The following is a 23288-nucleotide window of genomic DNA, read 5'->3' as shown; positions in this document are numbered from 1 at the left end:
CGCGATCCTCATCGAGGCCGACGGGACCACTCCCGTGAGCGCCGCACCGCCCGCCCCCTCCTCCACCACTCCGCTCCGACGCCAGAAGGACTCCCTGACGTGATCGACATCCTCCCGCGACGACTCCTCGTCGGCGCGCTCTTCTCGGTCGCCCTGGTGATCGTCCTCGGGATGGGGTACATCTTCTCGACCCGGGAGCCGGCCACCGGCCTCCTGGTGATCGCCGCCGGAGTCGGCGGCATCGTCGGGGCCTGGGTGCTGCTGCGGGTCCCCGCGCACTGGCTGCCGGCGATGGCGCTCGCGTTCTTCGCGCTCGTCCCGACGCCGCTGACCCCCTCGACCCTGACGTTCCGCATGACGCTCTGGGCCGTCATCCTCGTGATCTGGGCGATCCGGCGCGGGCTCGCTCCCGAGCTGTGGCGCGCCCCCGTCAAGGCGTGGACCCGCGAGCTCGTGCTCTCCCCGTGGCGGGCCGTGGTGATCCTCGCGTTCATCGCCCTCATGCTCTGGTCGGCCCTGGCGACGGTGCGCAGCTCCTACGCGACCGAGGGCGTCTCGTGGATGTTCAGCTTCGCGATCTGCGTGGGCGTGCCGATGCTCGTCTTCGACGCCCAGCGCGAGGCCGTGCTGCTGCGCAAGACGTGGGTGATCCTCTCGGGGCTGCTCGCCCTCTACGCCGCCCTCGAGCTGGTCGCGCAGAGCTCCCCGATCCTCGGTGCCGTCTACGGCGCCCTCGGCTACGAGCAGGACCAGCACTGGTCGCTCTACCGCGCCGAGATCACCTTCGGCCACCCGCTGCTCGCCGGCACCTTCCTCACGGTGGGCGCCGGTCTCGCGTTCGGCTCCTGGCTCCAGGGCTCCCGCAAGTCGGACCTGCTGCTGGGCATCCTGGCCTCGGGCGGCGTCGTCGCGACCGTCTCGCGCGGACCGATGGCGGCCATCGCCGTCGCGGTCATCGTCGCGCTCGTCGCCGTGGGCTTCCTCAACCCGAACCGCTCGCTGCTCCGGCCCGGCTCGATCCTGATCGCCGGGCTCGTCGCGGGTGTCGGAGTCCTGAACTTCGAGCCCGTCACCGCCCGCAACAACAACCTCGACGCCTCCATCTCGGCCGGCGCCCGCGACCTCGCGGTGACCGTGTCGCTGAAGGCGGCCGAGCTCACGCACTGGCTCGGCTCCGGAGCGGCGACGTCCGGCATCAGCGGCAGGCGGTTCTCGGACGTCGTCATCGAGAACTCGTTCCTGCAGCTGCTGATCAGCGTCGGCATCCCCGGCCTGCTGCTCTTCGTGATCATGGTGGCCGCGATGTTCGGCGCCACGCTCAGCCGTCGCGACGTCGGTCCTGCGGCGGGCCTGCTCGGCTTCATGGTCTGCCTCGCCGGCTACAACGCCATCGACGCGGTCCGCCCCAGCCACCTGCTCCTGGGATTCCTCGTCATCATCTGCCTCAACCCGGTGCACGTCCCCGACTTCTCGAAGGGCATCCGGATGCGCCAGCCCCTCGGGGCGAGGATCTTCGACGCGCCGATGGCCGTCGGGATGCGGGGCGAGCGATGAGCCGCCTCGCCCGCAGGAACGACTCGTCGCCGGCCGCGCTCGTCGTCCAGCAGTCGCTCGCGCCGCCGGACTCGACCACGCAGTACGTCGACTCGATCGTCGACGGCCTGGCGCCCGGCGTCGAGCTGCTGTTCTTCTCCTGGCGCAGCGCCCTGCTCGCCGACTACGACGTGCTGCACGTGCACTGGCCCGAGCTGATGATCCGCGGCCGCAGCCCGCTGCACCGCTTCCTCCGCCGCCGCGCCCTCGACGTGCTGCTGGTGCGCCTCGCGCTCCAGCGCATCCCGCTCGTGCGGACGGTGCACAATCTGCACCCGCACGAGCTCGGTCCCGCCGCCGAGCGCCGCTCGCTGGCCCGGGTCGACCGCGCGACCGACCTGTTCGTCCGCCTGAACCCGACGACCGTCGCTCCCGGCCGGGCGCCCGCCGTCACCGTGCTGCACGGCCACTACCGCGACCAGTTCGCGCAGCACCCGCTGCCCGAGCGCGAGCACGGCCGCGTCCTCTACTTCGGCATCATCCGCCCGTACAAGGGCGTCGTCGAGCTGATGGACGTGTTCCGCGGCGTGGAGGACGACTCCCTCTCCCTGCACGTGGTCGGCAGCCCCAGCACGGGCCAGCGCGAGCTGGTCGAGGAGCGGGCCGCCCGCGACACCCGGGTGCGCACCACGCTCCGCCGGGTCGACGACGCCGAGATGGTCGACGAGATCGGCCGGGCCGAGCTGATCGTCCTTCCCTACCGCGAGATGCACAACTCCGGCTCGATCCTGGTCGCCCTGTCGCTCGGCCGGCCGATCCTGGTGCCTCGCACGCCCACCAACACGGCCCTGGCCGAGGAGGTCGGCAGCGACTGGGTGATCGAGTACGACGGCGAGCTCACCCCCGAGCTGATCACCGCCGCTCTCGAGCGCACGCGCACCCGGCCGCCGGAGGGGCTCCCCGCCCTCTCCGGTCGGGACTGGGACGTGCTCGGACTCCAGCTCAAGAAGGCCTACGAGGGCGCGATCGCCACCAAGAAGGGCTCGACCCGATGACCGGGACCACGCAGAAGCCGTCACCGAGCCTCAGCCGCTCGGCGAGCCGCGGCGCCGCCGTCACCATCGGCGGGCAGGCGATCCGCATCGCCGTCCAGCTGGGCGGCATCGTCATCCTCGCGCGCCTGCTCTCGCCGGCCGACTACGGCCTGCTCGCGATGGTCACGGCGATCATCGGCATCGGCGAGATCTTCCGCGACTTCGGCCTCTCCTCCGCCGCCATCCAGGCGAAGGAGATCACGCCGGGCCAGAAGAGCAACCTGTTCTGGATGAACTCGGGCATCGGCCTCACCCTCACCCTGGTGGTCATCGCGGCCTCCTGGCCGATCGCCGCCCTCTACGGCGACGACCGGCTCCAGCTGCTGACCGTCGTGCTCTCCTCGACGTTCCTCCTCAACGGAATCTCGACGCAGTTCCGCGCCGACCTCGCCCGTCACCTCCGCTTCGTGAAGATCACCCTGGTCGACATCGTCGCCCAGGTGCTGGGCCTCGTGGTCGGCGTGCTGATGGCGCTCGGCGGCGCCGGCTACTGGGCGCTGGCCGGGAGCCAGATCGTGCAGCCGCTCATCAGCGTGCTGATGCTGGTCTTCATCACGGGCTGGCGTCCCGGCCGCTACCGCCGCGGCGAGGCGATGGGCCACTTCCTCCGCTACGGAGGCGGCGTCTTCGCGACCCAGGCGCTGACCTACGTGAGCAAGAACGTCGACTCCGTCATCATCGGCGCGCGCTTCGGCCCGGTCGACCTCGGCCTCTACAACCGCGCGTTCCAGCTGATGATGCTGCCGCTGCAGCAGTTGAACTCTCCGGTGCAGCGCGTGGCACTGCCCGTGCTGTCCAAGCTGCAGGACGAGCGCGAGCGGTTCCGCACGTTCATCCTCTTCGGCCAGTCGGCGATGCTGACGGCGATGGGCCTCGTGCTCGCCGTCCTCGGCTCCCAGTCCGACTCGGTCATCCGGATCCTGGTGGGGGAGCGCTGGCTCGCCTCGGTCCCGATCTTCCAGATCCTGCTCGTGGCCGGGTTCTTCCAGGCCACGGCGTACTGCTCCAACTGGGTGTTCCTCGCCAAGGGTCTCGTGCGCCAGAGCGTCTGGTACAGCCTGGCGACCCGCCCGCTGATGGTCGTCCTGATCCTGCTCGGCTCCAACTGGGGAGTGACGGGCGTCGCGGTCGCGTACGCCGGCTCGCTCGCCCTCACCTGGCCGACCGCGCTGATCTGGATCGGCCGCACCTCCGATGCCCCCGTCCGCGAGATGTTCACCAACGGCCTCCGCAGCGGCATCACGTTCGGATCGATCACGGTGGGCGCCTACTTCTCCACCGTCTGGATCGCCGCCGACCAGCCCGTCCTCCGCCTCCTCCTGGGCGGCGCCGCCGTCCTGGTCGGGGTCGGGCTCTGGATGCTGATCCTCCCCGCGTTCCGCCGCCAGATCCTCAGCCTCGCCGACCTGCGCCGCCACTTCCGCCGCAGCCGCCCGGCCGCCGCTCCGGCCCCGGCCACGGTCGACGCCATCAGCCCCACCGGCGACAGCGCGCTGGTCGACGGAGCCGTCACGGCCGGCATCCCCGACTCCGAGCGGCCTCCCGCCGCCGTTCCTCCCACCGAAAGAGATCGATGAAACTCAAGCTCGGCGTCGTCAAGTCCTGGAAGAAGGACTTCGTCACGACGACCCGCCTGCCCGCCCGACGCGACGCGGCGGTGCTCCGCGCCGCCCTCGCGGACCTCCGACCCGAGCCCGAGTCTCACCTCGTGATCGCCGCTCCCGGCAGCGGCAACATCGGCGACCAGGCCATGCTGGAGGCGTTCCTCGAGAACACCACCGGCCCCGTCGTGGTCGTCCAGCGCTACGCCGGCGACGTCGTGATCCCCGAGGAGCAGGCCGACCGGGTCGAGGTCGTCGAGCTCCCGCACCTGGTCTACGGAGTGGGCGACGCGCACGCCGCCGATCTCCGCGCCTACGCCGCGCTGATCCGCCGCGCCCGCTCGGTCTCGGTCGTCGGCGCCGACATGATGGACGGCAAGTACAGCCTCCGCGGCTCGGTCCGCCGCTCCCTGCTCGCGCAGGCCGCCGCCGAGGCAGGGGTGCCCACGCGCGTCCTCGGCTTCTCCTGGAACGCGGCGGCCCGCCTCGCCGCCCGCCGCTCCCTGATCGCCGCCTCCCGCGCCGGCGTCGTACCGATGCTCCGCGACCCGCTCTCGGCGGAGCGCGCCCGGAGCATCGGCGTGCAGCGCGTCGAGGAGGTCACCGACATCGTCTTCTCGGCGCGCACCCGCGACCGCAGCTTCCGCGAGGATCTGGGACTGCCCGAGGGCGTCCCCTTCGCGCTCGTGAACGCGAGCGCCCTCGTCGCCGGCATGGTCGACCAGGTGCCGGAGTACGAGCGCATCGTCGACCGCCTGCGCGCGGCCGGCGTTCACGTCGTGCTCCTCCCGCACGTCTCCCGCCCCATCGGCGACGACAAGGTGGCCGTCCGCGCGGTCGCCGAGCGCGTGGGAACCGAGGGCGTCACCGTCGTCGACCGCGTGCTCATGCCCGCCGAGATCCGCGGCCTCGCCGAGGACGCCCTGCTGACCGTCACCGGGCGGATGCACCTCGCGATCATGTCGCTCTCGCTCGGCGTCCCCGCGATCACCCTCGCCACCCAGGGCAAGGTCGAGGGCATCATGCGCCTCATCGGCCTGCCGCAGCTGTGCGTCGAGCCGGTCCCCGGCTTCGCCGACCGCGTCCTCCCGGTGATCGACCGCATCCTCGCGGAGCCGGGCGACGGCGGCGTGCGCGCCACCATCGACGCGGCCATGCCCGAGGTGCGCCGCCTCTCGGCGCTCAACACCCGCGGCCTCGGCGCGGAGGTCGTGCGATGAGCGCGGCGCAGGAGAAGGGACCGCGCATGCGGATCATGTTCGTCGTCACGTCGCTGCACGGCGGCGGGGCCGAGTTCGTCGCCCGCACCTGGATGGGCTGGCTCCTCGAGCAGGGCCACTACGTCGACGTGGTCACCACCTCGGTGAAGGGCACGGACGAGTACCTCCCCGAGGGCGCGGTGCTGCACCGCATCGGCGAGGGCAAGGGCCACGTCGGCAAGGCGCGGATGCTCAAGGAGCTGTTCCGCCGCCGCACCCCCGACGTCGCGGTCGCCCTGCAGGGCTACCCGAACATCGTGCTCCTGGCCTCGGCCGAGATGACCGCGAAGGCGGACCGCCCGAAGACCATCGTGAGCGAGCGCAACCTCGTCTCGCTCGGCATCCCGGGCTTCTCGAGGACCCAGAAGGTGCAGCTCGGGCTCGCCAAGACGCTCTACCGCCGCGCCGACCACGTCATCGCGATCTCGCACCCCGTCGCGGGCGAGCTCGTCGCCGGCTTCGGCGTCTCGGGCGAGCGCTGCACCGTCGTGCCGAACCCGGCGACCGCCAAGGTCGACCGCTCCCGCCAGGTCTCGCGCACCCCCGGCACTGCGGCGGGCCTGCAGATCGTGCTGCCCTGCCGCCTCGTCGTCCAGAAGCGCCCCGAGCTCGCGATCCTCGCGGCCGAGGAGCTGGAGCGCCGCGGCATCCCCGCGAAGGTCGTCTCCTTCGGCGGCGGCCCGCTGCTCGGCAGCATGAAGGCGGAGGCGACCGCGCGCGGCGTGGACTTCCAGGACATGGGCTGGGTCGAGGACTGGTTCCACCACTTCGACGAGAACGCCGTCGTGCTGCTCCCGTCGCTGCGCGAGGGCTTCGGCAACGTGCTGGTCGAGGCGGCCGCCGCCGGCGTCCCCTCGGTCGCCGTGTCCGGGGCGCTCGGAGTCGCGGACGCGATCGTCCCCGGCCTGACCGGCGAGCTCGCGCTCACCCCCTCCGCCTCCGACCTCGCCGACGCGCTGATCCGCGCGAGCGAGCTCGAGATCACCGGCATCGACCGCTGGCTCGACCGCTTCTCGCTGGAGTCCAGCGGCCGCGACCTCGAGACGGTGCTCCGCCGGGTCGTGGGGCAGAAGTGACCCTCGTCTCGGTGGTGGTCCCGGCGCACCAGGAGGAGGCGCACCTCGCCTCCGCCCTGGAGCGCCTGCTGCGGCAGACCCACGCCGAGCTCGAGATCCTCGTGGTCGACGACGCCTCGACCGACGGGACCGAGGCGATCGGCCGCGCGTTCGCCGAGGAGCACGAGCGGATCCGCTACCTCCGCCAGGACGAGAACCAGGGCGTCGCCGCCGCTCGCGAGCGCGCCGTCGGCGAGGCCGCCGGCGAGTGGGTCTGGCTGGTCGACGCCGACGACGAGTGGCCGGAGACCGCGGTCGAGGCCATGCTCTCGGCGGGGGAGGCGGGCCGCGCCGACGTGGTGGTCGCCCAGGCGGTCACGGTCGACGCCACCGGATCCACGCCCGTCGGCTCCCTGCGCGGCCCGCTCGCGCTCTCGGGCCGGGGCGCCTTCACCGCGCTCCTGGTCGGGGAGCTGACCGGGCACCTCTGGAACAAGCTGTTCCGCCGCGAGCTGTTCGACGGCATCGAGTTCACGCGGATCCGCCAGCACTCGGACCAGGCGCAGGTCGCGCAGCTGCTCGCCGCGGCCGACGAGGTCGTCGTCGTCCCCGACTCCGTCTACGAGTACCGCCTCCGCTCCGGCTCGATCATCCGCTCGGGCGCGAAGCGCGCCGACTCGCTCGCCGGGCTCGCCGCCGTGATCGAGCGGACGGCCCGCGGGCTCGACCCGCGCATCCTCGACTCGCAGGACTACTCCTACTACCGCGCGCGCTTCTCCCTGCTCTCCCGCTTCAAGGACGCCACCTCGGGCGCGCACAGCCCCGAGGAGGCGGACCGGCTCTGGCGGGCCGCGCACGACGAGGCGGGACTCCGGCACCTGGTCGCGCTCGTGCGCCGGCGCGACCTCAAGCGCTCCGTCCTCTTCGGGCTCGCCGCCGCGGCGCCCGCGCTCTACCGAGCGGCGATGAGCGCCGGGAACGGACGCCGGTGACCGTCGTCTCCATGGTGAGCGGAGAGGCCGGAGTGCGCTTCCCGGCAATCGAGTCCTCGTCACTATTCCGTCGAATGTGCGGCGCGGACGATACACCCTTAGTCTTGATCCTCGGTCGCATTCTGCGACCGAGCCTGCGTCCTTCTCTGAGCCTTGTTCACCTCGGATGGAATTCACGAGCGGTACGACCGGGCACAAGGGGGAGAGAATGAAGCTGCTGAAGCCTGCGGGCGGGGCCCGACGCGAATGGGTGGATTTCGCCAAGGGTGCCGCCATCCTGATGGTCGTGTACTACCACACGTCGTTGTACCTCGGTGACATCGGGGTCGAGAACACTCTCGGCCGCATCAAGGTCGTGTTCGAGCTGTTCCCGATGCCCCTCTTCTTCCTGGTGTCCGGTCTCTTCGGCTCGCGCATCCGCACCTGGAGCTTCGGCGACCTCTGGCGCCGCAGGCTGTACCCGCTGCTCTGGCTCTACGTGGTCTGGTCCGTGATCCGCATGGCCTTCTACCTGGTCGTGCCGCTCGCGAACGGCGGACTCGGCGAGCTCCCCGCGACCGACCCGCTCAACCTGCTCCTGCTGTTCTTCTGGCCCAGCAGCAGCTACTGGTTCATCTACGGCCTCGTCCTCTTCACGCTCGGCGCGTGGCTCCTGCGCAAGGTCGACCACCGTGTGCAGGTCGCCCTCGCCGCGGTGATGGGGACGATGTTCACCACCGGTCTCCTCAACACGACCAACGTGGGCTGGAATCGCATCGGCGCCCTGTTCGTCTTCTTCCTGGTGGGCACGCTCTACTCGAAGAGGATCATCGACTTCGTCGAGCAGAAGGGGAGCCGCGCGTTCCTCTACGTCACTCCGGTCTTCGTCGTGCTGAGCGCGGTGCTCTTCCTCTTCCCGATCCGCTGGGTTCCGTTCCTCGCCCTCGCCGGCCAGATGGCCGCCGTCGCGATGGGCATCCTCGTGTCGCGGGCCCTCTCCCGAGTGCGATTCCTGAACTTCTTCACGATCTGCGGCGAGCGCAGCCTGCACATCTACCTGCTGCACCTCTACTTCATCGTGATCGCCATCACGATCCTGCGGGTGATCCTCCCCGAGGACCGCTCCGAGATCGGCGGCTTCGAGGTGCCGCTGCTGCTGGTCGTGATGGTGCTCGCGGTCGTCCTCTCGCTCTTCGTGACCCGCTACCTCTCGAAGGTCAAGTGGATCTACGTCCCCCCGGCCGCCCTCGGCGGCCCCGGCAAGCGGCGCAAGCCCGTGCCCGTCCCTGCGCGCGGCCCCGGAGTCGTCTCCGATCCCGTCGCGGTCCCGGCCGATGAGCCCGGCACCTCCCCCAGTTACGAGAAGAAGAGAGCGGAGTCCCACGAGTGAAGACGACACGAGCACGCAGAGCCGGAGTCCTGGCGGCCGTCGTGGCCGTCGCCCTCGGGCTGGCCGGCTGCTCCTCGCAGCCCGAGCCCGTCCGCACGCCCGACGGCTTCACGACGGAGAAGGCGATCGAGTACCGCTCGGTCGACGGCGTCTCGCTGAAGGCCGACGCCTGCCTCCCCACCGCGGGCGGCACCGACCGCCCCGCGCTGCTGATGCTGCACGGCGGAGGGTTCGTCGACGGCGCCCGCGACGAGGGCGGGATGACCGAGCTCTGCGAGTACTACGCCGAGCGCGGCTTCGTCTCGGTCTCCGTCGACTACCGCCTCCTCCAGGACAGCCGGTACCCCGGGCAGATCGAGGACGCGCAGGCCGCCGTGGAGTGGCTGCGCGAGCCCGCGCAGGTCACGCGCTTCGGCCTCGACCCCGCCCGCATCGGCGTGATGGGCAGCTCCGCCGGAGCGATCATCGGAGCGACCATGGGCACGCTCGGCGAGGGCTCCCTCACCGAGGGCTCGCGGGTCAAAACGGTCGTCGCCTTCTCGGCGGTCGCCGACATGACCGAGACCGGGATGTCGCTGGGCACGCCGGTGCCCGAGGCGAAGGAGCAGATCCTCTCCTACCTGGACTGCGACGAGATCGACTCGACGACCTGCCCGCAGAGCATCCCCGCGTCGCCGATCACCTCGGTCGACTCCACGGACGCCCCGCAGATCTGGCTGACCTCCGAGGACGAGCTCGTCCCGGTCGAGCAGGCCGACGCGATGCAGGTCGCCCTGCAGGACGCCGGAGTGGCGTCCGAGGTCGGCGTGGACGGCTCCGGCCACCACGGGCTCCAGAACAACACCCCGAACAACAAGAAGGCGATCCTCGCCTTCCTGCAGGCACACCTCTGATCCACCGCTCCCGCGCGAAACCTCGCGGCCGGTTCCGCGCAACGCGGACGACACATCACGACGCTACAGTCAGACCCCCTGCACTCCGGTGCAGTCGACGAAAGGGACACCACACACCATGACCTTGAACGGACTGTTCGCCGGCATCGGCCGGAGGTGGGTCTACATCGTCGCCTTCGCTCTGCTCGGCGCCGTGGCGGCCCTGGTACTCAACGCCGTCCTCCTCCCGCAGTACAAGGCGGACGCACGCGTGTACGTCGCGGTCTCCTCGTCCGGAGTCCTCTCGACCGCGGACCGGGTCGCGGCCAACAGCGCCGCCTCCCAGGCCACGGTCACCTCCGTCGCCCTCGGCACCTCGGACACCGTCCTGCAGGGCGTCATCGACGGCCTCGGCATCGACGAGCCCATCGAGGACTTCGCCAAGCGCGTGACCGTCCTCGCCGAGCCGGAGTCCGTGGTCATCACGATCTCGGCCACCGACCCCTCGCCCGAGCAGGCCGCGGTCATCGCGAACGCGATCGCCGCCCAGCTCGACGCGGCCGTGAAGGGCGCCGATCCGGCGACCACCACGAACGGCGTCGCCGTCCCGCAGATCCAGCTCCAGGTGCTCAGCCAGGCGCTCCCGCCGGAGCTGCCGGTCACCGGTGGCATCCTCGTCCTGCTCGCGCTCGGCATCCTCGGCGGCGCCGTGGTCGGCGTGGGAGTGGCGATCGTGATGACCGCCCTCGACCGCCGCCTCCGCAGCGGCGACGACGTCCGCTCCGCGATCGACCGGCCGCTGCTGGGCATCGTCCCGGTCAAGGCCACCAAGCTCGACGAGATGCTGAACTCGACCGAGATCCCGGCCCGCTACTCGGCCGTGGCGTTCGAGCTCTCAGCCATCGCGCGCACCCGCTCGTACTCCTCCTTCGCGATCGCCCCGGCGTCCGAGAAGACCCCGCACACCGCCAGCGCGGTGCTGCTCGCCAAGGCGCTGGCCGTGCTCGGCTCGTCCGTCGTGATCGTGGACGGCACCGCCGAGGGCTCGGCTCTCGCTTCCGCCTCGGGCGGACGCCCGGGCCTGCGCGAGGTGCTCGCCGGAGCCGCCTCGCTCGACGACGCGATCATCAAGCGCTCGACCGACCGCGTCGACCTGCTCCCCGCGGGCGGCGCCCAGGCCGGCACGCCGATGCCGACCGACGCCCTCCGCGCGCTGGTCGAGGAGCTCGAGAAGGTCTACGACATCGTCCTGATCGTCACCGGCACTCTCGGCGCGACCGAGCAGTCGCCGACCTTCCGCGGCGTGGCCGACGGCGCCGTCCTCGTCCTGATCGAGGGCAGGGTCGACTCGCCCCAGGCCGCCGCCGACGTGCACTGGATCGAGACCGCCGGCACCCCCGTGGTCGGCGCGGTCGTCCTGGCCCGCCACAAGCTGCAGAAGGCCCCCGCGATCGTCTGATCGCGTCCTCGCACGCTGCGGAAGAGCGCACCCCGGCCCCGGCCGCGGTGCGCTCTTCCGCGTCCGGGGACTGCGCGGTGCCCGGCGGGGGCCCGGCTGCCCTCTCTCCGGGCCCAGCCGGCCCCTCCGACGCCTGGCCGGCACTCCAGCCCCCTCCACCCCTCCGCGAGCCCGTTCACTCCGCGAGCCCGCAGAACTCGCGGTACTCGCGCGCGACTCCGCCCACCTCCGCGGACTCGGCAGGAGGCGGCGTCACCGTCCGGGCCCGCGGGCTCTCCGGGGCCGACCGACCGGTCCGTCCTTCCTCAGCGTCTCCAGCGCCCGCCGTGGCCTGATCAAGTGCCTCACCGGCTCCCGGGAGCCCGCTCACCCCGCGAGCCCCCACAAGTCGCAGTACTCGCGCGCGACTCCGCCCACTTCCGCGGACTCGACAGGAGGCGGCGTCGCCGTCCGGGCCCGCTCAACTCCCCGGGACCTGCCCGGCCCGTCCAGCCCTCTCCAGCGCCCGCCGTGGCCGGAACCGGCTCCCGGGAGCCCGCTCACCCCGCGAGTCCGCAGAAGTCGCCGTACTGGCGCGCGACTCCGCCGACTCCCGCGTGGTCGGCGGGAGGCGGGCAGACGCAGAACCGCCGCCGTCGAGGGGACGACGGCGGCGGTTCTGCGCGCGGGGAGCGGATCAGGTCACGGCGTGCAGGCCACGTTCCCGATCAGGTCCTTCCCGGAGTTGGAGCAGCTCAGCGTGTTGCCGCTGGTGGACCAGTTGGACGGCTGGTGGAGGTAGACCACCGCGTTGCTGGTCTTCAGCGCGAGGTTGCCGCTGATGGTGTTGTCGTTGCCCGAGCCGTCGGCGCGGGTGATCACCTGGTAGCCGTAGGTGGTGGTGCCCGCGGCGGAGTTGCCCGCGGCAAGCCAGCTGTTGCCCGAGACCAGGATCAGCGAGACGACGTCCGAGGCGAGCCGCGATCCGCCGAGGACCGTGTTCCCGATGATGTCGCCGTCGAGGGTGCCCTCCTTGGCCTCGATCGGCTCGGCGCCGGTGTCGCTGATCGCGTTGTCCACGACCGCGATGCGGGCCGTGCGGTCAGGGTTGCAGCTGTTGTACTCGCACCAGTTGCGGTCGGAGGTGCCGACGTAGACGCCCTCGCCGTACTTGGCGGAGACGAGGCCGGTGCGGCGGATGGTGCTGCCGACGATCAGGGAGTCGGTGGTCTGGCTGCGGAAGTGGACCGCCTCGTAGCCGATCTCGCTCACCGTCAGGCCGGCCATCTGGACGCCCTTGCTGGCGAGCACCTGGATGCCCTGGAAGGAGCTGCGGACCGAGAAGCCCACGAGGTGCACGTCGCTCACCGTGTTCAGGATGAGTGCGGTGCCGCTCGAGGTGGATCCGGAGGTGAGGACCGCGTTGGGCGAGCCGCAGATCCAGATCGAGCCGGGCTGGGCGGCGGTGCCGCGGAGGGCGAACTTGCCGGTGTAGACGCCGTCGGCCAGGCGGATGACGTCGCCGGAGGAGGGGTTGGTCAGGGCCGTGACGAGCTGCGCCGAGGTCGACACCGTCTTGGTGGCGGCGGGGCAGTCGAAGGCCGCGAGCAGCGAGGCGCGGGAGGCGAGGATGTCGGCCGAGGTGGTGGCCGACTCCTTCAGCCGCGAGTCGCGGCCGGCGTCGTCGGTCGCCGTGACGGTGTACGTGTAGGCGCGTCCCGCCTCGGCGGTCTCGTCGCGGTACTGGCGCACCGGGTCGGCGACGGTGCCGACGACCGTGTCGCCGGAGCCGTCCTCGTTCGAGCGGTGCACGTCGTACGAGACGACCCGCGAGCTGAAGGGCGCGTCCCAGGCGACGGTGTAGCCGTCGGTCAGGGGGGAGAGCTCCACGGCGTCGGTCGCGAGGCCGTCCTCGGCGAGGACGAACGCGTCGATGATCAGGTTCTTGTCGGTCGACTTGGAGTTCTTCGTCCCCGTGTAGGAGATGGTCACGGTGTGCGTGCCCTCGGCGAGGTCGGTCGTCTCGTAGACCGGCACCTGGTACTGCGCGGTCGAGCTGTAGCGGTCGACCTTGGTGACGGGTCCGCCGTCGACCGAGACCGCGGCGATGCCGGAGGAGGAGGTCTTCCGGCTGATCCAGCGCCACGACGTGCCGACGAAGGTGAACTTCACCGATCCGGCGGAGGTCAGGTACTTCATCCCGCCGCCGCTGTCGCCGCCCGCCATCGATCTCCACGAGCCGGTGTACTGCAGCGCGGGGTCGGTCTCCTGCACGAGGAGGCTGGTCGCTCCGGAAGGATCGAGCACGGGGCCGTCGTCCTCGCCGCCGCCGGTCTCGTCGGTCGGCTCCTCGGTGGCGGGAGTCGCGCGGGTGATGTCGAACGCGTCGATGACCAGGTTCTTGTCGCTCGCGGAGCTGTTGGCCGTGCCGCTCCAGGCGATCTTGACCGTGTGGACGGTGTCGGCGAGGTCCTTCTTCGTGAACACCGGGACCTGGTACGCCGTGGTCTTCGTGTACCGGTCGACCGAGGTGCTCGCGCCGTCGACCGTGACGGTGGCGATGCCGGCGGAGGCGGTGGTGCGGCTGACCCAGCTGAAGCCGGTGCCGCGGAAGCTGAACGAGACGGAGCCGGTGCTGTTGAGGAACGTGATCCCGCCGCCGCTGTCGCCGCCCGTCATCGTGCGCCACGAGCCGCTGTAGGTCAGCGAGGAGTTCGTCTCCTGGATCCGCGTGCTCTGCCCGGCGCCCGGGTCGAGAGTGGCCGCGGAGGCGGCGGGCGCCGTGAGGGGGGCGACCAGGATGCCGAGAGCGGCGATCAGAGCGGTGGTGAGGGAGAGGCGTGCGCGTCGTCGGCGAGGGCGGGTCGGGTCTGGCGTCGTCTGAGGATTCACGATCGGCTCCGGGTCTTCGAGGGGGCGTCGGGGGCGGTTCGAGGGGGCTGCTCAAGGGGGTGGTGCTGGTCCTCCCGACGCTATAGACGGGCCTTGCGACTGATGGCTGGATGAGACGGATTCAGGTTGTAGTACCCCATTCGGGCGTGGTGGTCGGGCTTATATCAGCGATTCCGCTGAAGGACTGGCGGACCGCCGCGCATGCGTGTATACGGAACGGTCACACGCGCTGTCGACGACGGATCGGAGGGCGGATGTCGGATCGGGAGGGGACTCCGGGAATGCCCGTCCGCGGAATGGACGAGGGGGAGTGCTGCTCGGTCGAGGAACGGCGACCCTACCCGGCGACTCTGGACACGGCCCCGGGCCGGGCCGCTGGGCGAGAGAATTGACCGAGCGTTCACCGGGCCGACCCCGCGCCGAAACACTGCGATGATGGGCTCTCCACTGGTGATCGCCGTCGCACCCGCGTCGCGGATCACCCGCCGCGGGCGAGCGGCGGTCCCGACGAGAGGGAGGACGCGATGGACACGGCCACGACCGCGACCGGCGACCGCCCGTCCACCCCGGCGTCCCGGGAGCGCCCGAGGCGCCCCCGGGTCCGCGCTCGCACCGTGATCGGACGGCTCCTGCTCGTCCCCCTCGTGGTCCTCGCCCTCTTCGGCGCCGGGATCCCGCTCTACGTCACGCCCCCGATCGACCCGATCCCCGAGCAGGCGGACGCGGTCTTCGTGCTGGGCCCCTCCACGAGGGCACGCGTCGAGTTCGCCCGCCGGATCATCACCTCCGGGGCGACGGACACGATGGTGCTCTCGGTCGGCCCCGGCGAGATGAACGCTCCCTACGAGGCCAAGAAGTACAAGAAGTGCAACGAGCCCGGCGGCGACGTCCTCTGCTACTCCGCCGACCCGCTCACGACCCAGGGAGAGGCCCGGCAGCTGCGCGACATGGCCGAGCAGTACGGATGGGACCACGTCATCGTGATCACCAACGCCTCCCACCTCGTGCGCGCCGAGATGATCATCGAGCGCTGCTACTCCGGCGAGCTCTCGATGGTGCCCTCGGGCGAGCCGATGGGCCTGGACTACCTGGTGAACCAGTACGTCTACCAGACCGGCGCGTTCCTCAAGGCCTTCCTGGTCACCAACGGCTGTTGACGCGAGCACTCCTCCTCGAGCCGCCGAGCCCGCCTGCGCTAGTCTGCCCGGGGCGCCATCGGCCCCGAGCCCGCTCCTGCGGAGCCCGGCCGGCCCGGCCCACGACGGCAGCGCGGCAGGAGGATCGACCGGGGAGACCCGCGACGCTCCCCGCTCCGCACCGGTCACCCCCACGCGAACCCCTCCGAAAGGCCCGCCCGTGACACCTGCCCGATCGATCTTCGCCGTCGGCCGCGGCCAGTACGAGAACATCGGCGACATCATCCTGCGCCGCCAGCTCCTCGACTGGCTCCGCGAGTCGGGTCCGCTCCACGTCTACGTGGGCCACTCGCCGTGGGGCTACGACGACGGCCTGCGCCTGGGCCCGGACGACACGGTGTACCGCTCGCTCCTGCGCTGGTACGCGGCGCTCGCCCGCGAGGCCCTCGCCGGCCGGGCGAACTCGGTGTTCAAGCCGGGAGAGATCCAGCTGACCCTGATCGGGATGAAGGAGCACCTCGTGATGCTCCCGGGCATCGCCCTGGTGCGCCTCGGCGGCGGCCGCGTGATCCGCGCCGGCGTGGGCACCCGCAACTTCGCCCCGCTGCCCCGCGCGATCATGTGGCCCTCGATGGCGCTCTCGAGCTACACCCGCTGGCGCGACGACAAGACGGCCGGCTACATGCGCGTCGGCGCCGCCATGCCCGACCTCGGCTACGGCGAGGGCTCGAGCGACGCGGAGCTGACCGCGTTCGCCGCGCAGCCCGACGAGGAGCGGCGCGTGCTGGTCCTCTCCCTCCGCGAGGACCACGAGGTGGACGCCCGCCCCTATCCCGAGCAGGAGTGGCTGGCCGCGATCAAGGGCTTCGCCGAGCGCGAGGACCTCGACATCGTCGTGGTCACGCAGGTCGCCGTCGACGCCGAGCGCTCCCGCCGACTCGCCGCCGACCTCGACGCGGACATCCTCGACTGGGATCCGGCGCACACCCACGACGAGCACGAGATCCTGCTGCGCGAGCTCTACCGCACGGCCCGCGTCGCGATGAGCGACCGGCTGCACGTGATCATCATGGCGTTCACCGAGGGCGCGGCCCCGGTGAGCCTGCAGATGGACGGATCGACGAAGGCCTCGCGCCACTTCGAGACCATCGGGATCCACGACGTCACGGTCGACATGTCCCGGACGACCCCGGCCGCCGGCGTCGAGACCTTCTCCGCCGTGGTCGCCCGCCGGAGCGAGCTGCTCGAGAAGCTGCTCGTCGCCCGCGGACGCCTCCGCGGCGTCCGCGACGACATCCAGGCGCTGCTCGCCGTGCCGCCCCGCAGCCGCCCGGCCGCCGCGGCAGTCCCTGCCGGCCCGAAGACCCGGGTGTACCACGTCGGCCGCAGCGGAGAGGTCCCCGGAGGCATGACGCAGGTCGTCAACGGGTACCTGCGCTGGCCGTTCGAGCGCTCGGACGTCCGGGTGATCTCCTCCCGGACCGCTCCGGGCGAGCACGTCGCCGCGGCCCGCCTGGCCGCCGGCGCCGCCGCCCGCATCGTCGCGATCGCGCGACGCGAGCCCAGCGCCGTGATCGTCGTCCACCTCTCGGAGCGCGGCTCGTTCCTCCGCGAGGGGTCCCTCCTCCGCCTCGCGCACCGCCTGGGCCTGCGCACGGTCGCCCACCTGCACGGCAGCGAGTTCGCCGCCTTCACCGCCGCGCACCCGCGCCTGGTGAAGGACGTGCTGCGCAGCGCGGACGAGATCATCTCGCTCTCGGAGGAGACCTCGGCGATCTGCCGCCGCTACGTCCCCGCCGAGCGCGTGCACCTCGTGCCCAACGCGCTCGAGCAGGGCACCCCGCGCGAGAAGACCCGCACCGTCGTCTTCGGCGGCGTCGTCAGCCACCGCAAGGGCGTCGACGTGCTGCAGAAGGCGTGGGCGCAGGTCGAGGGCAAGGAGGGCTGGCGCCTGCTTGTCGCCGGTCCGATCCGCGAGCCGGAGGTCGTCGACCGCGGCGTCCCGGGGATCGAGTTCCTCGGCTCGCTCGAGAACGCCCGCCTGCTCGCCCTGCTCGACGAGGCGTCCATCGCCGTCCTGCCCTCGCGCGACGAGGCGATGCCGATCTTCATCCTCGAGGCCCTCGCCCGCGACGCGGCCGTCGTCTCGACCGCGGTCGGCGGCATCCCCGAGGTCCTCGGCGACGGCTGCGGCCGCGTGGTCGCGCCCGGAGACGTCGAGGGCCTCGCCGCCGCGCTGACCGAGCTCATCACCGACGAGGACGCCCGGGCCGAGGTCGTCGAGAAGGCCGGGGCGCGCTTCCGCGAGCGCTTCTCCGCCGACGCCGTGTTCCCGCGGGTCGAGGAGGTCTGGCTCGGCTGAGCCGCCTGCGACTTCGCCCCGGATCGCGCCCCGGGCCCCGCTCCGGGCCTGGGCGGAGCCGCGGGAGCGTAAAATCGCTGGAGTCCGCGTCGCCGTGCCGTCGCGCGCCCAGCCGTCCGCTCCCGGACGCCTTCTCCCTCCATCCCAGAGAGGCTCGACCGTGGCCATCGCCGCCGACTCCGACCGCCGCCTGTGGACCCTGCCCCTCGCGCGCGCCGTGATCGCGGCGGTCGCCGGCTGCGTCGTCACCTTCTCGCCCGACCACGGGCCCGCCTTCGGCCTCGCCGTCTTCGGCGGCTTCGCGATCGCGACCGGCGCCGTCTCGCTCGCCCTCGGGCTCCGCAGCTGGAGCGGCCGGGCCCGCCCGCTCGCCCTCGGCTCCGCGGTGCTCACCCTGGTCGCCGGAGTCGCGGCGCTCGTCGCGCTCCCGGTCGCCAACCTGCTCTCCTTCGTCGCCCTCGTCGCCGGCTGGGCGCTGCTCTCCGGCTTCCTCGAGTTCTCGAGCGGCCGCCGCGGTCAGGGCCTCGCCGCCCGCGACTCCGTGATCGTCGGCGTCGGCACGATGCTCCTCGGCGCCGCCTTCGGACTCCTCCCGCCCCACCCCGTCGTCACCGTCGGCCTCCTCGGCGCCTACGCCGTGATGGTCGCCGTCTTCCTCGCCATCGCGGCGTTCTCGCTCAAATGGGCCGCCGGCGCCGACGCAGCCACCGGACACGATCCCGTCGCCCCCACGACACCGACCTCCGGAGGAGACCGATGACCGCCGAAGGCCAGCAGCCCGACCCCGCCTCTCCCGCAGACCGCGCCTCGGCGGCCGACTCCGCCCCGGCGCGCGACCCCGGCGAGTTCACGCCCCGCACGTTCCAGCCGACCCGCAAGGACCGCCTGCGCCCGCTCGAGCTCATCGGCTTCTCCGCGGTGATGGCGGCCTTCGTCGGCCTGGTCGTCATGCTCTCGACCCGCGAGCCGGTCGTCGCGCTCATCTCGTTCGGCGTCGCCTTCATCGTCGTGCTCGTCGCGATCGCCATGTTCTCGCTGACCTTCAAGCCGGACGAGGCCGAGATCGCGGACATCGACGAGCAGGACTCCGCACACTAGGCGAGGGACGGCTCCGCCGCTCCCAGTCGGCCGGGAGCACGCCGCGCGGGCGGATAGTCCCTTCCGCCGCGCATGCTGATGGAGCAGCCCGGAGGGCGTCTCGAGATCCCGCCTGCGCATGCGGGCGCCGCTCCCGCGTCGGTGGTCGCGCGTAGCGTGCGGAGGGTGGCGGAGGCGATCGGGCGGTGGTGGCAGCGGCGGCGGTTCTCGCGCGGCGCCGACGTCCCCTACGCGGTCGGCACCTACCGGGAGGCGTGGGCGTCCTACCCCGTCCTGGTGCGGCAGTACCGGCCCGAGTACAACGAGGGCATCGTGCTCAGCCAGATCCCGCCCGCGGCCGACGTGTACCTGTGCTGGCTCTGCGACGCCGGGCATGTCTTCGTCGCCACCCCCGAGGAGCAACGCCACCGTCCCGGCCGGGAGCGGCGCCGCTCCTCCTGGTGCCCCGACTGCGCCGAGCTCGCCTCGCCGCGCCTGCCCCGGGCCGCGCCGATGATCGGCGGTCGGCTCGCCGAAGTGCTCGCGCCGACGTCCCCCGCCTCTGCACTCCTGCGCCCGAGCCGACCATCGGCGGGCCCCTCACCTGAGCCCCGGCTCGCGGCCCGCCCCGCCTGCGGGGATAGTGGAGGCATGAGCAGACTCCTCCTCGGCCTCCTGACCAACGCCGTCGCGATCTGGCTCACGACCCTGGTCGTGGCGGGCGTGCGCGTGGACCCGTACGAGGAGGGCCCCGCAGCGGCGGTCCTCACGTACCTGCTGGTGGCGGTGATCTTCGGCGTCGTCAACGCCGTCGTCGGCGGAGTGGTGCGGGTGGTCGCGTTCCCCCTGTACGTGCTGACGCTCGGCCTGGTCTCGTTCCTCGTCAACGGCCTCCTGCTGCTCCTGACCGCCTGGATCAGCGGCCTCTTCGGCTTCGGCCTCGTCGTGGACGGCTTCTGGTGGGGCGTGCTCGGCGCCCTCGTGCTCGCCCTGGTGAACTGGTTCATCGGCCTCCTCCTGCGCCCCTTCCTCCGCCGCCGTCAGGACTGACACAGCGGGCTCGGCAGCCAGTATCGGCCGCGCCGCCGCCGCCCGGGAGGCCGCGCGCGCCATCGGTGGACGGCGGCCGCGATCGGCCTGCTGTGGAGGAGCCGCGGTGCGCCATGATGGGCGGGTGACCCCCGACTCCCCTGCGCCCTCGGCCTTCGCCGTGTGCTTCGTCTGCACCGGCAACATCTGCCGGTCGCCGATGGCCGAGGTGGTGCTGCGCTCCCTGGCGGAGCAGGCGGGGCTCGGCTCCGCGATCGAGATCAGCTCGGCCGGCACCGGCGAGTGGCACCTCGGCGAGCACGCCGACAGCCGCGCCCTCGCGGCGCTGGAGCGTCACGGCTTCGACGGGGGCCGCCACCGCGCCCAGCTCTTCGACCCGTCCCGCTTCGCCGAGTTCGACCTGGTCGTCGCGCTCGACCACGGGCACGAGCGCGCGCTGCGCTCCTGGGCGCGCACCGAGGTCGACCGGCAGAAGATCCGCCGCCTGCTCGACTTCGAGCCCGGCCTCTCCCCGCAGGGCGACGTCCCCGACCCCTACTATTCCGATGCGGCGGCGTTCGACTCGGTGCTCGCGCTGATCGAGCGCGCCTGCCGGGCCCTCTTCGCCCAGATCGAACCAGGACTGCGCGGCAACCGCTCGGTCCGCCCCGACTCCACCGACGCGCGCGCCGCCCTCGCGCAGGACACCTGAGAACCGGAAGGTACCACCGCATGACCTCGCTCCCCACCCAGCCGCTGAGCCCCCTCGACGGCCGCTACAGCGGTGCCGTCTCGTCGCTCGGCGAGTACCTCTCGGAGGCGGGGCTGAACCGCGCGCGGGTGCACGTCGAGGTCGAGTGGCTGCTGGCGCTGACCGACCGCCGCCTCTTCGGCTCCGAGCCCGTCGACGCGGCGACCGCCGAGGAGCTGCGCCGCCGCGCCCGCGACTTCGGCCAGCCCGAGATCGACGAGCTGGCCGCCCTCGAGGCCCGCACCCGCCACGACGTGAAGGCCGTGGAGTACCTCGTCCGCCAGTGGCTCGAGGAGCTGGGACTGCAGCGCATCGCCGAGCTCACCCACTTCGCCGCCACCAGCGAGGACATCAACAACCTCTCCTACGCGATCGTGGTCCGCCAGGCCGTCGGCGAGATCTGGCTGCCGAAGCTGCGCTCGGTCGTCGCGTCGCTCCGGGAGCTGGCCGTCCGCTACCGCGACGAGTCGATGCTCAGCCGCACCCACGGCCAGCCCGCGACCCCGACCACGATGGGCAAGGAGTTCGCCGTCTACGCGTACCGGCTCGAGCGGGTCGTCGCGCAGATCGAGGCGACGGAGTACCTGGGCAAGTTCAGCGGAGCGACGGGCACGTTCGCCGCGCACCTCGCCGCCGACCCCGGCACCGACTGGCCCGCCCTCGCGGAGGAGTTCGTCACCTCCCTCGGCCTCGTCTTCAACCCGCTGACCACCCAGATCGAGTCGCACGACTGGCAGGCCGAGCTCTACGGCAGGGCTGCGCACGCGAACCGCATCCTGCACAACATCTGCACCGATGTCTGGACCTACATCTCGCTCGGCTACTTCCGGCAGATCCCCCAGGCCGGGGCGACCGGCTCGTCCACGATGCCGCACAAGATCAACCCGATCCGCTTCGAGAACGCCGAGGCGAACCTCGAGCTCTCCAGCGCCCTGCTCGACTCGCTCGCGCAGACCCTGGTCACCTCGCGCCTCCAGCGCGACCTCACCGACTCGACCACGCAGCGCAACATCGGCGTCGCGTTCGGCCACTCCCTCCTCGCTCTCGACAACATCGCCCGCGGCCTGCTCGAGATCGACCTCGACCCGACCGCCCTCGCCGCCGACCTCGACGGCAACTGGGAGGTGCTGGCCGAGGCGATCCAGACCGTGATCCGTGCGGAGGTGGCGGCCGGCCGTTCCTCGATCACCGACCCGTACGCGCTGCTGAAGGACCTGACCCGCGGCAAGCGCCTCGGTGCCGACGACCTCGCCGTCTTCGTGCAGGGTCTCGACATCGGCGACGCGGCGAAGGAGCGCCTGCTGGCGCTGACCCCGGGCGGCTACACGGGCCTCGCCTCGTCGCTGGTCGACCGTCTGAGCTGATCCGCCGGGCCGCGATCGCGCGGATGCCGCCGTCCTCGAGAGCGAGCACTCGGACTCCTGCGTGCTCGCGGCGGCGCGGTCGACGGCGGCGCGATGTCGGGGGTCGCACCTAGCGTGGGCGGCATGTCAGCGTGCGCGATCGGAGGGTGCGCGTCCTCGGCCGAGACGGGCGCCCCCCTCGTGCTCTGCGCGGCGCACCTCGGGCTCGCGCACGACTGGGTCGCCCGCGAGGACGGCGTGATCGACGCCCTGCCCTCGCCGTGCGCGGCGTGCGGGTCCCGCCTGGGCGTCCGGCTCCCCTCCGCCTGGCTCTGCGCCGCCTGCGAGTGGCGGCTCGGCGATGCTCCCGACGGCGAGCTCCCGCCGCCCCGGGTCGACGTCGTCTACTACATCCGCTTCGGCGAGCGGATCAAGATCGGCACCAGCGGTAATCCCCGGCAGCGCCTCCACCGGCTCCGGCACGAGGAGCTCCTCGCGTTCGAGCGCGGCGGGCGAGCACTCGAGCAGCATCGGCACGCCCAGTTCGCCGACGAGCGCCTGGCGCGCACCGAGTGGTTCGCGCGCAGCCCCGTGCTCGACGCCCACATCGAGACCGTGCGCGCCGGGGAGCCCGACCCCTGGGCCCTGCACCGCCGCTGGCGCAGCGAGGCGCTGGCCCTGCGGCTCTGACGCGTCGGCTGCGAGCGGGCGGCTGCGACTCGACCGCTCCGACTCGCCGGCTCCCACTCGACGGTTCCCGCTCGCCGGCACTGCGTCGGCGGGTCCCGCTCCGCCGAGCCGGACACCGGGACGGAGCGACGGGGACGGAGCGACGGGGACGGAGCGACGGGGACGGAGCGACGGGGACGGGTCCCGGAGGACCGTCCCGCAGCCGCCGCGCGACGTGCTCAGCGCCCCCAGGCGTCGACGAGCAGCGGACCGCGGACATCGCGGAGCCGGTCGACCAGGCGGTCCGCCAGCGCGGCCGTGACCCCCGTGGCGACCAGGTCGTGGGGGCCGAGCGGCAGCAGCTTGCCCGTGCGGATGCGCACCACCTCCCAGCCGGCGGAGCGGAGCGCGCGGTCCTTCCGCCGGTCGGCCTCCTCGCGGTGCCCGACGTGCTCGAGTCCGTGACGGCCGGTGGAGTCGTACTCGATCGCGACGCGCAGCTCGCCGAGCACCAGGTCGGGCCACGCCTCGCAGTGCTCGAAGAACGGCCGCTTCAGACGGACCGCCGTGTGCGCCGGGTCGAAGACGAGCCGCTCGGCGAGGAGTGCCCGGAGCCGGGCCTCGACGGCGGAGGCGGGAGGAGGCGCGCACCGGCTCGCGAAGGGCTCGCCGACGGGGAGGTCCGGCGTCTTCGGGCACACGCGGGCGGGCCGGGGTCGGGAGCACGCCGCGCGGGCGGATAGTCCCTTCCGCCGCGCATGCTGATGGAGCAGCCCGGAGGGCGTCTCGAGATCCCGCCTGCGCATGCGGGCGCCG

18 protein-coding genes and 1 pseudogene are annotated in these 23288 nt (G+C 72.3%); 17 read left to right on the top strand and 2 right to left on the bottom strand.

Annotated features, from left to right (window positions below; all coding sequences use genetic code 11):
- Positions 1–99: 99 nt before the first annotated feature.
- The 9 genes from C5C37_RS12655 to C5C37_RS12615 all read left to right on the top strand — a co-directional run bounded on the left by C5C37_RS12655 (position 100) and on the right by C5C37_RS12615 (position 11234).
- A complete protein-coding gene (locus C5C37_RS12655) occupies positions 100–1554 on the top strand; it encodes an O-antigen ligase (protein ID WP_104226615.1) in 1455 nt (484 codons plus the stop codon).
- Positions 1551–2588, top strand: coding sequence for a glycosyltransferase (locus C5C37_RS12650; protein WP_104226616.1), 1038 nt, complete (start codon positions 1551–1553; stop codon positions 2586–2588). Before C5C37_RS12655 ends, C5C37_RS12650 begins: the two co-directional genes overlap by 4 nt.
- Entirely contained in the window at positions 2585–4204 is a 1620-nt protein-coding gene (locus tag C5C37_RS12645; RefSeq protein ID WP_104288121.1) for a lipopolysaccharide biosynthesis protein, read from the top strand. The genes C5C37_RS12650 and C5C37_RS12645 overlap by 4 nt, the downstream gene beginning before the upstream one ends.
- Positions 4201–5448 (top strand): polysaccharide pyruvyl transferase family protein, encoded by a 1248-nt coding sequence (locus C5C37_RS12640; protein WP_104288120.1) that lies wholly within the window; start codon positions 4201–4203, stop codon positions 5446–5448. The genes C5C37_RS12645 and C5C37_RS12640 overlap by 4 nt, the downstream gene beginning before the upstream one ends.
- Positions 5445–6563 (top strand): glycosyltransferase, encoded by a 1119-nt coding sequence (locus C5C37_RS12635; RefSeq protein WP_104263235.1) that lies wholly within the window; start codon positions 5445–5447, stop codon positions 6561–6563. The genes C5C37_RS12640 and C5C37_RS12635 overlap by 4 nt, the downstream gene beginning before the upstream one ends.
- A complete protein-coding gene (locus C5C37_RS12630; protein WP_104297679.1) occupies positions 6560–7534 on the top strand; it encodes a glycosyltransferase family 2 protein in 975 nt (324 codons plus the stop codon). The genes C5C37_RS12635 and C5C37_RS12630 overlap by 4 nt, the downstream gene beginning before the upstream one ends.
- Before the next feature lie 208 nt (positions 7535–7742).
- Positions 7743–8903 carry an acyltransferase family protein gene (locus C5C37_RS12625; RefSeq protein ID WP_181027202.1) on the top strand — a complete coding sequence of 387 codons (1161 nt, stop codon included), beginning with the start codon at positions 7743–7745 and terminating at the stop codon, positions 8901–8903.
- On the top strand, positions 8900–9796 hold the full coding sequence (locus C5C37_RS12620) for an alpha/beta hydrolase (RefSeq protein ID WP_104247646.1): 897 nt from the start codon (positions 8900–8902) through the stop codon (positions 9794–9796). The genes C5C37_RS12625 and C5C37_RS12620 overlap by 4 nt, the downstream gene beginning before the upstream one ends.
- 118 nt (positions 9797–9914) lie before the next feature.
- Positions 9915–11234: a Wzz/FepE/Etk N-terminal domain-containing protein gene (locus C5C37_RS12615; RefSeq protein ID WP_104335822.1), complete on the top strand. Its 1320-nt coding sequence runs from the start codon at positions 9915–9917 to the stop codon at positions 11232–11234.
- Between the two features lie 681 nt (positions 11235–11915).
- Here the strand turns inward: C5C37_RS12615 and C5C37_RS12610 are convergent.
- Positions 11916–14105, bottom strand: coding sequence for a hypothetical protein (locus C5C37_RS12610; RefSeq protein WP_104335821.1), 2190 nt, complete (start codon positions 14103–14105; stop codon positions 11916–11918).
- 524 nt (positions 14106–14629) lie between these two features.
- On the opposite strand from C5C37_RS12610, the gene C5C37_RS12605 reads away from it, so the two are divergent.
- The 8 genes from C5C37_RS12605 to C5C37_RS12565 all read left to right on the top strand — a co-directional run bounded on the left by C5C37_RS12605 (position 14630) and on the right by C5C37_RS12565 (position 22493).
- The gene (locus C5C37_RS12605; protein ID WP_104339020.1) at positions 14630–15262 is read left to right on the top strand and encodes a YdcF family protein; all 633 of its coding nucleotides are present in this window, start codon (positions 14630–14632) and stop codon (positions 15260–15262) included.
- Positions 15263–15461: 199 nt separating this feature from the next.
- Positions 15462–17603 carry a glycosyltransferase family 4 protein gene (locus C5C37_RS12600; RefSeq protein WP_104327902.1) on the top strand — a complete coding sequence of 714 codons (2142 nt, stop codon included), beginning with the start codon at positions 15462–15464 and terminating at the stop codon, positions 17601–17603.
- Between the two features lie 160 nt (positions 17604–17763).
- Complete coding sequence (locus C5C37_RS12595) at positions 17764–18363, top strand: DUF308 domain-containing protein (RefSeq protein WP_104225185.1); 600 nt, start codon at positions 17764–17766, stop codon at positions 18361–18363.
- On the top strand, positions 18360–18701 hold the full coding sequence (locus C5C37_RS17930; RefSeq protein ID WP_258059918.1) for a hypothetical protein: 342 nt from the start codon (positions 18360–18362) through the stop codon (positions 18699–18701). The genes C5C37_RS12595 and C5C37_RS17930 overlap by 4 nt, the downstream gene beginning before the upstream one ends.
- 165 nt (positions 18702–18866) lie before the next feature.
- Entirely contained in the window at positions 18867–19730 is an 864-nt protein-coding gene (locus C5C37_RS17925) for a phage holin family protein (RefSeq protein WP_258074133.1), read from the top strand.
- A 124-nt stretch (positions 19731–19854) separates the two neighbouring features.
- A complete protein-coding gene (locus C5C37_RS12575) occupies positions 19855–20421 on the top strand; it encodes a low molecular weight protein-tyrosine-phosphatase (RefSeq protein ID WP_181027248.1) in 567 nt (188 codons plus the stop codon).
- 20 nt (positions 20422–20441) lie between these two features.
- Positions 20442–21824, top strand: a complete 1383-nt coding sequence (gene purB / locus C5C37_RS12570) for an adenylosuccinate lyase (RefSeq protein ID WP_104237969.1) — start codon at positions 20442–20444, stop codon at positions 21822–21824.
- A gap of 123 nt (positions 21825–21947) precedes the next feature.
- Positions 21948–22493, top strand: a complete 546-nt coding sequence (locus tag C5C37_RS12565; protein WP_104339033.1) for a GIY-YIG nuclease family protein — start codon at positions 21948–21950, stop codon at positions 22491–22493.
- A 218-nt stretch (positions 22494–22711) separates the two neighbouring features.
- Here the strand turns inward: C5C37_RS12565 and C5C37_RS12560 are convergent.
- Positions 22712–23288, bottom strand: a pseudogene (locus C5C37_RS12560) (endonuclease domain-containing protein); the annotation flags it as partial.

Origin of the sequence: Rathayibacter sp. AY1F9, from assembly GCF_002932155.1 — a bacterium.
Lineage (GTDB): Bacteria > Actinomycetota > Actinomycetes > Actinomycetales > Microbacteriaceae > Rathayibacter.
Note: the sequence above shows the minus strand (reverse complement) of the source record. Positions and strands in the feature narration are given on the sequence as shown.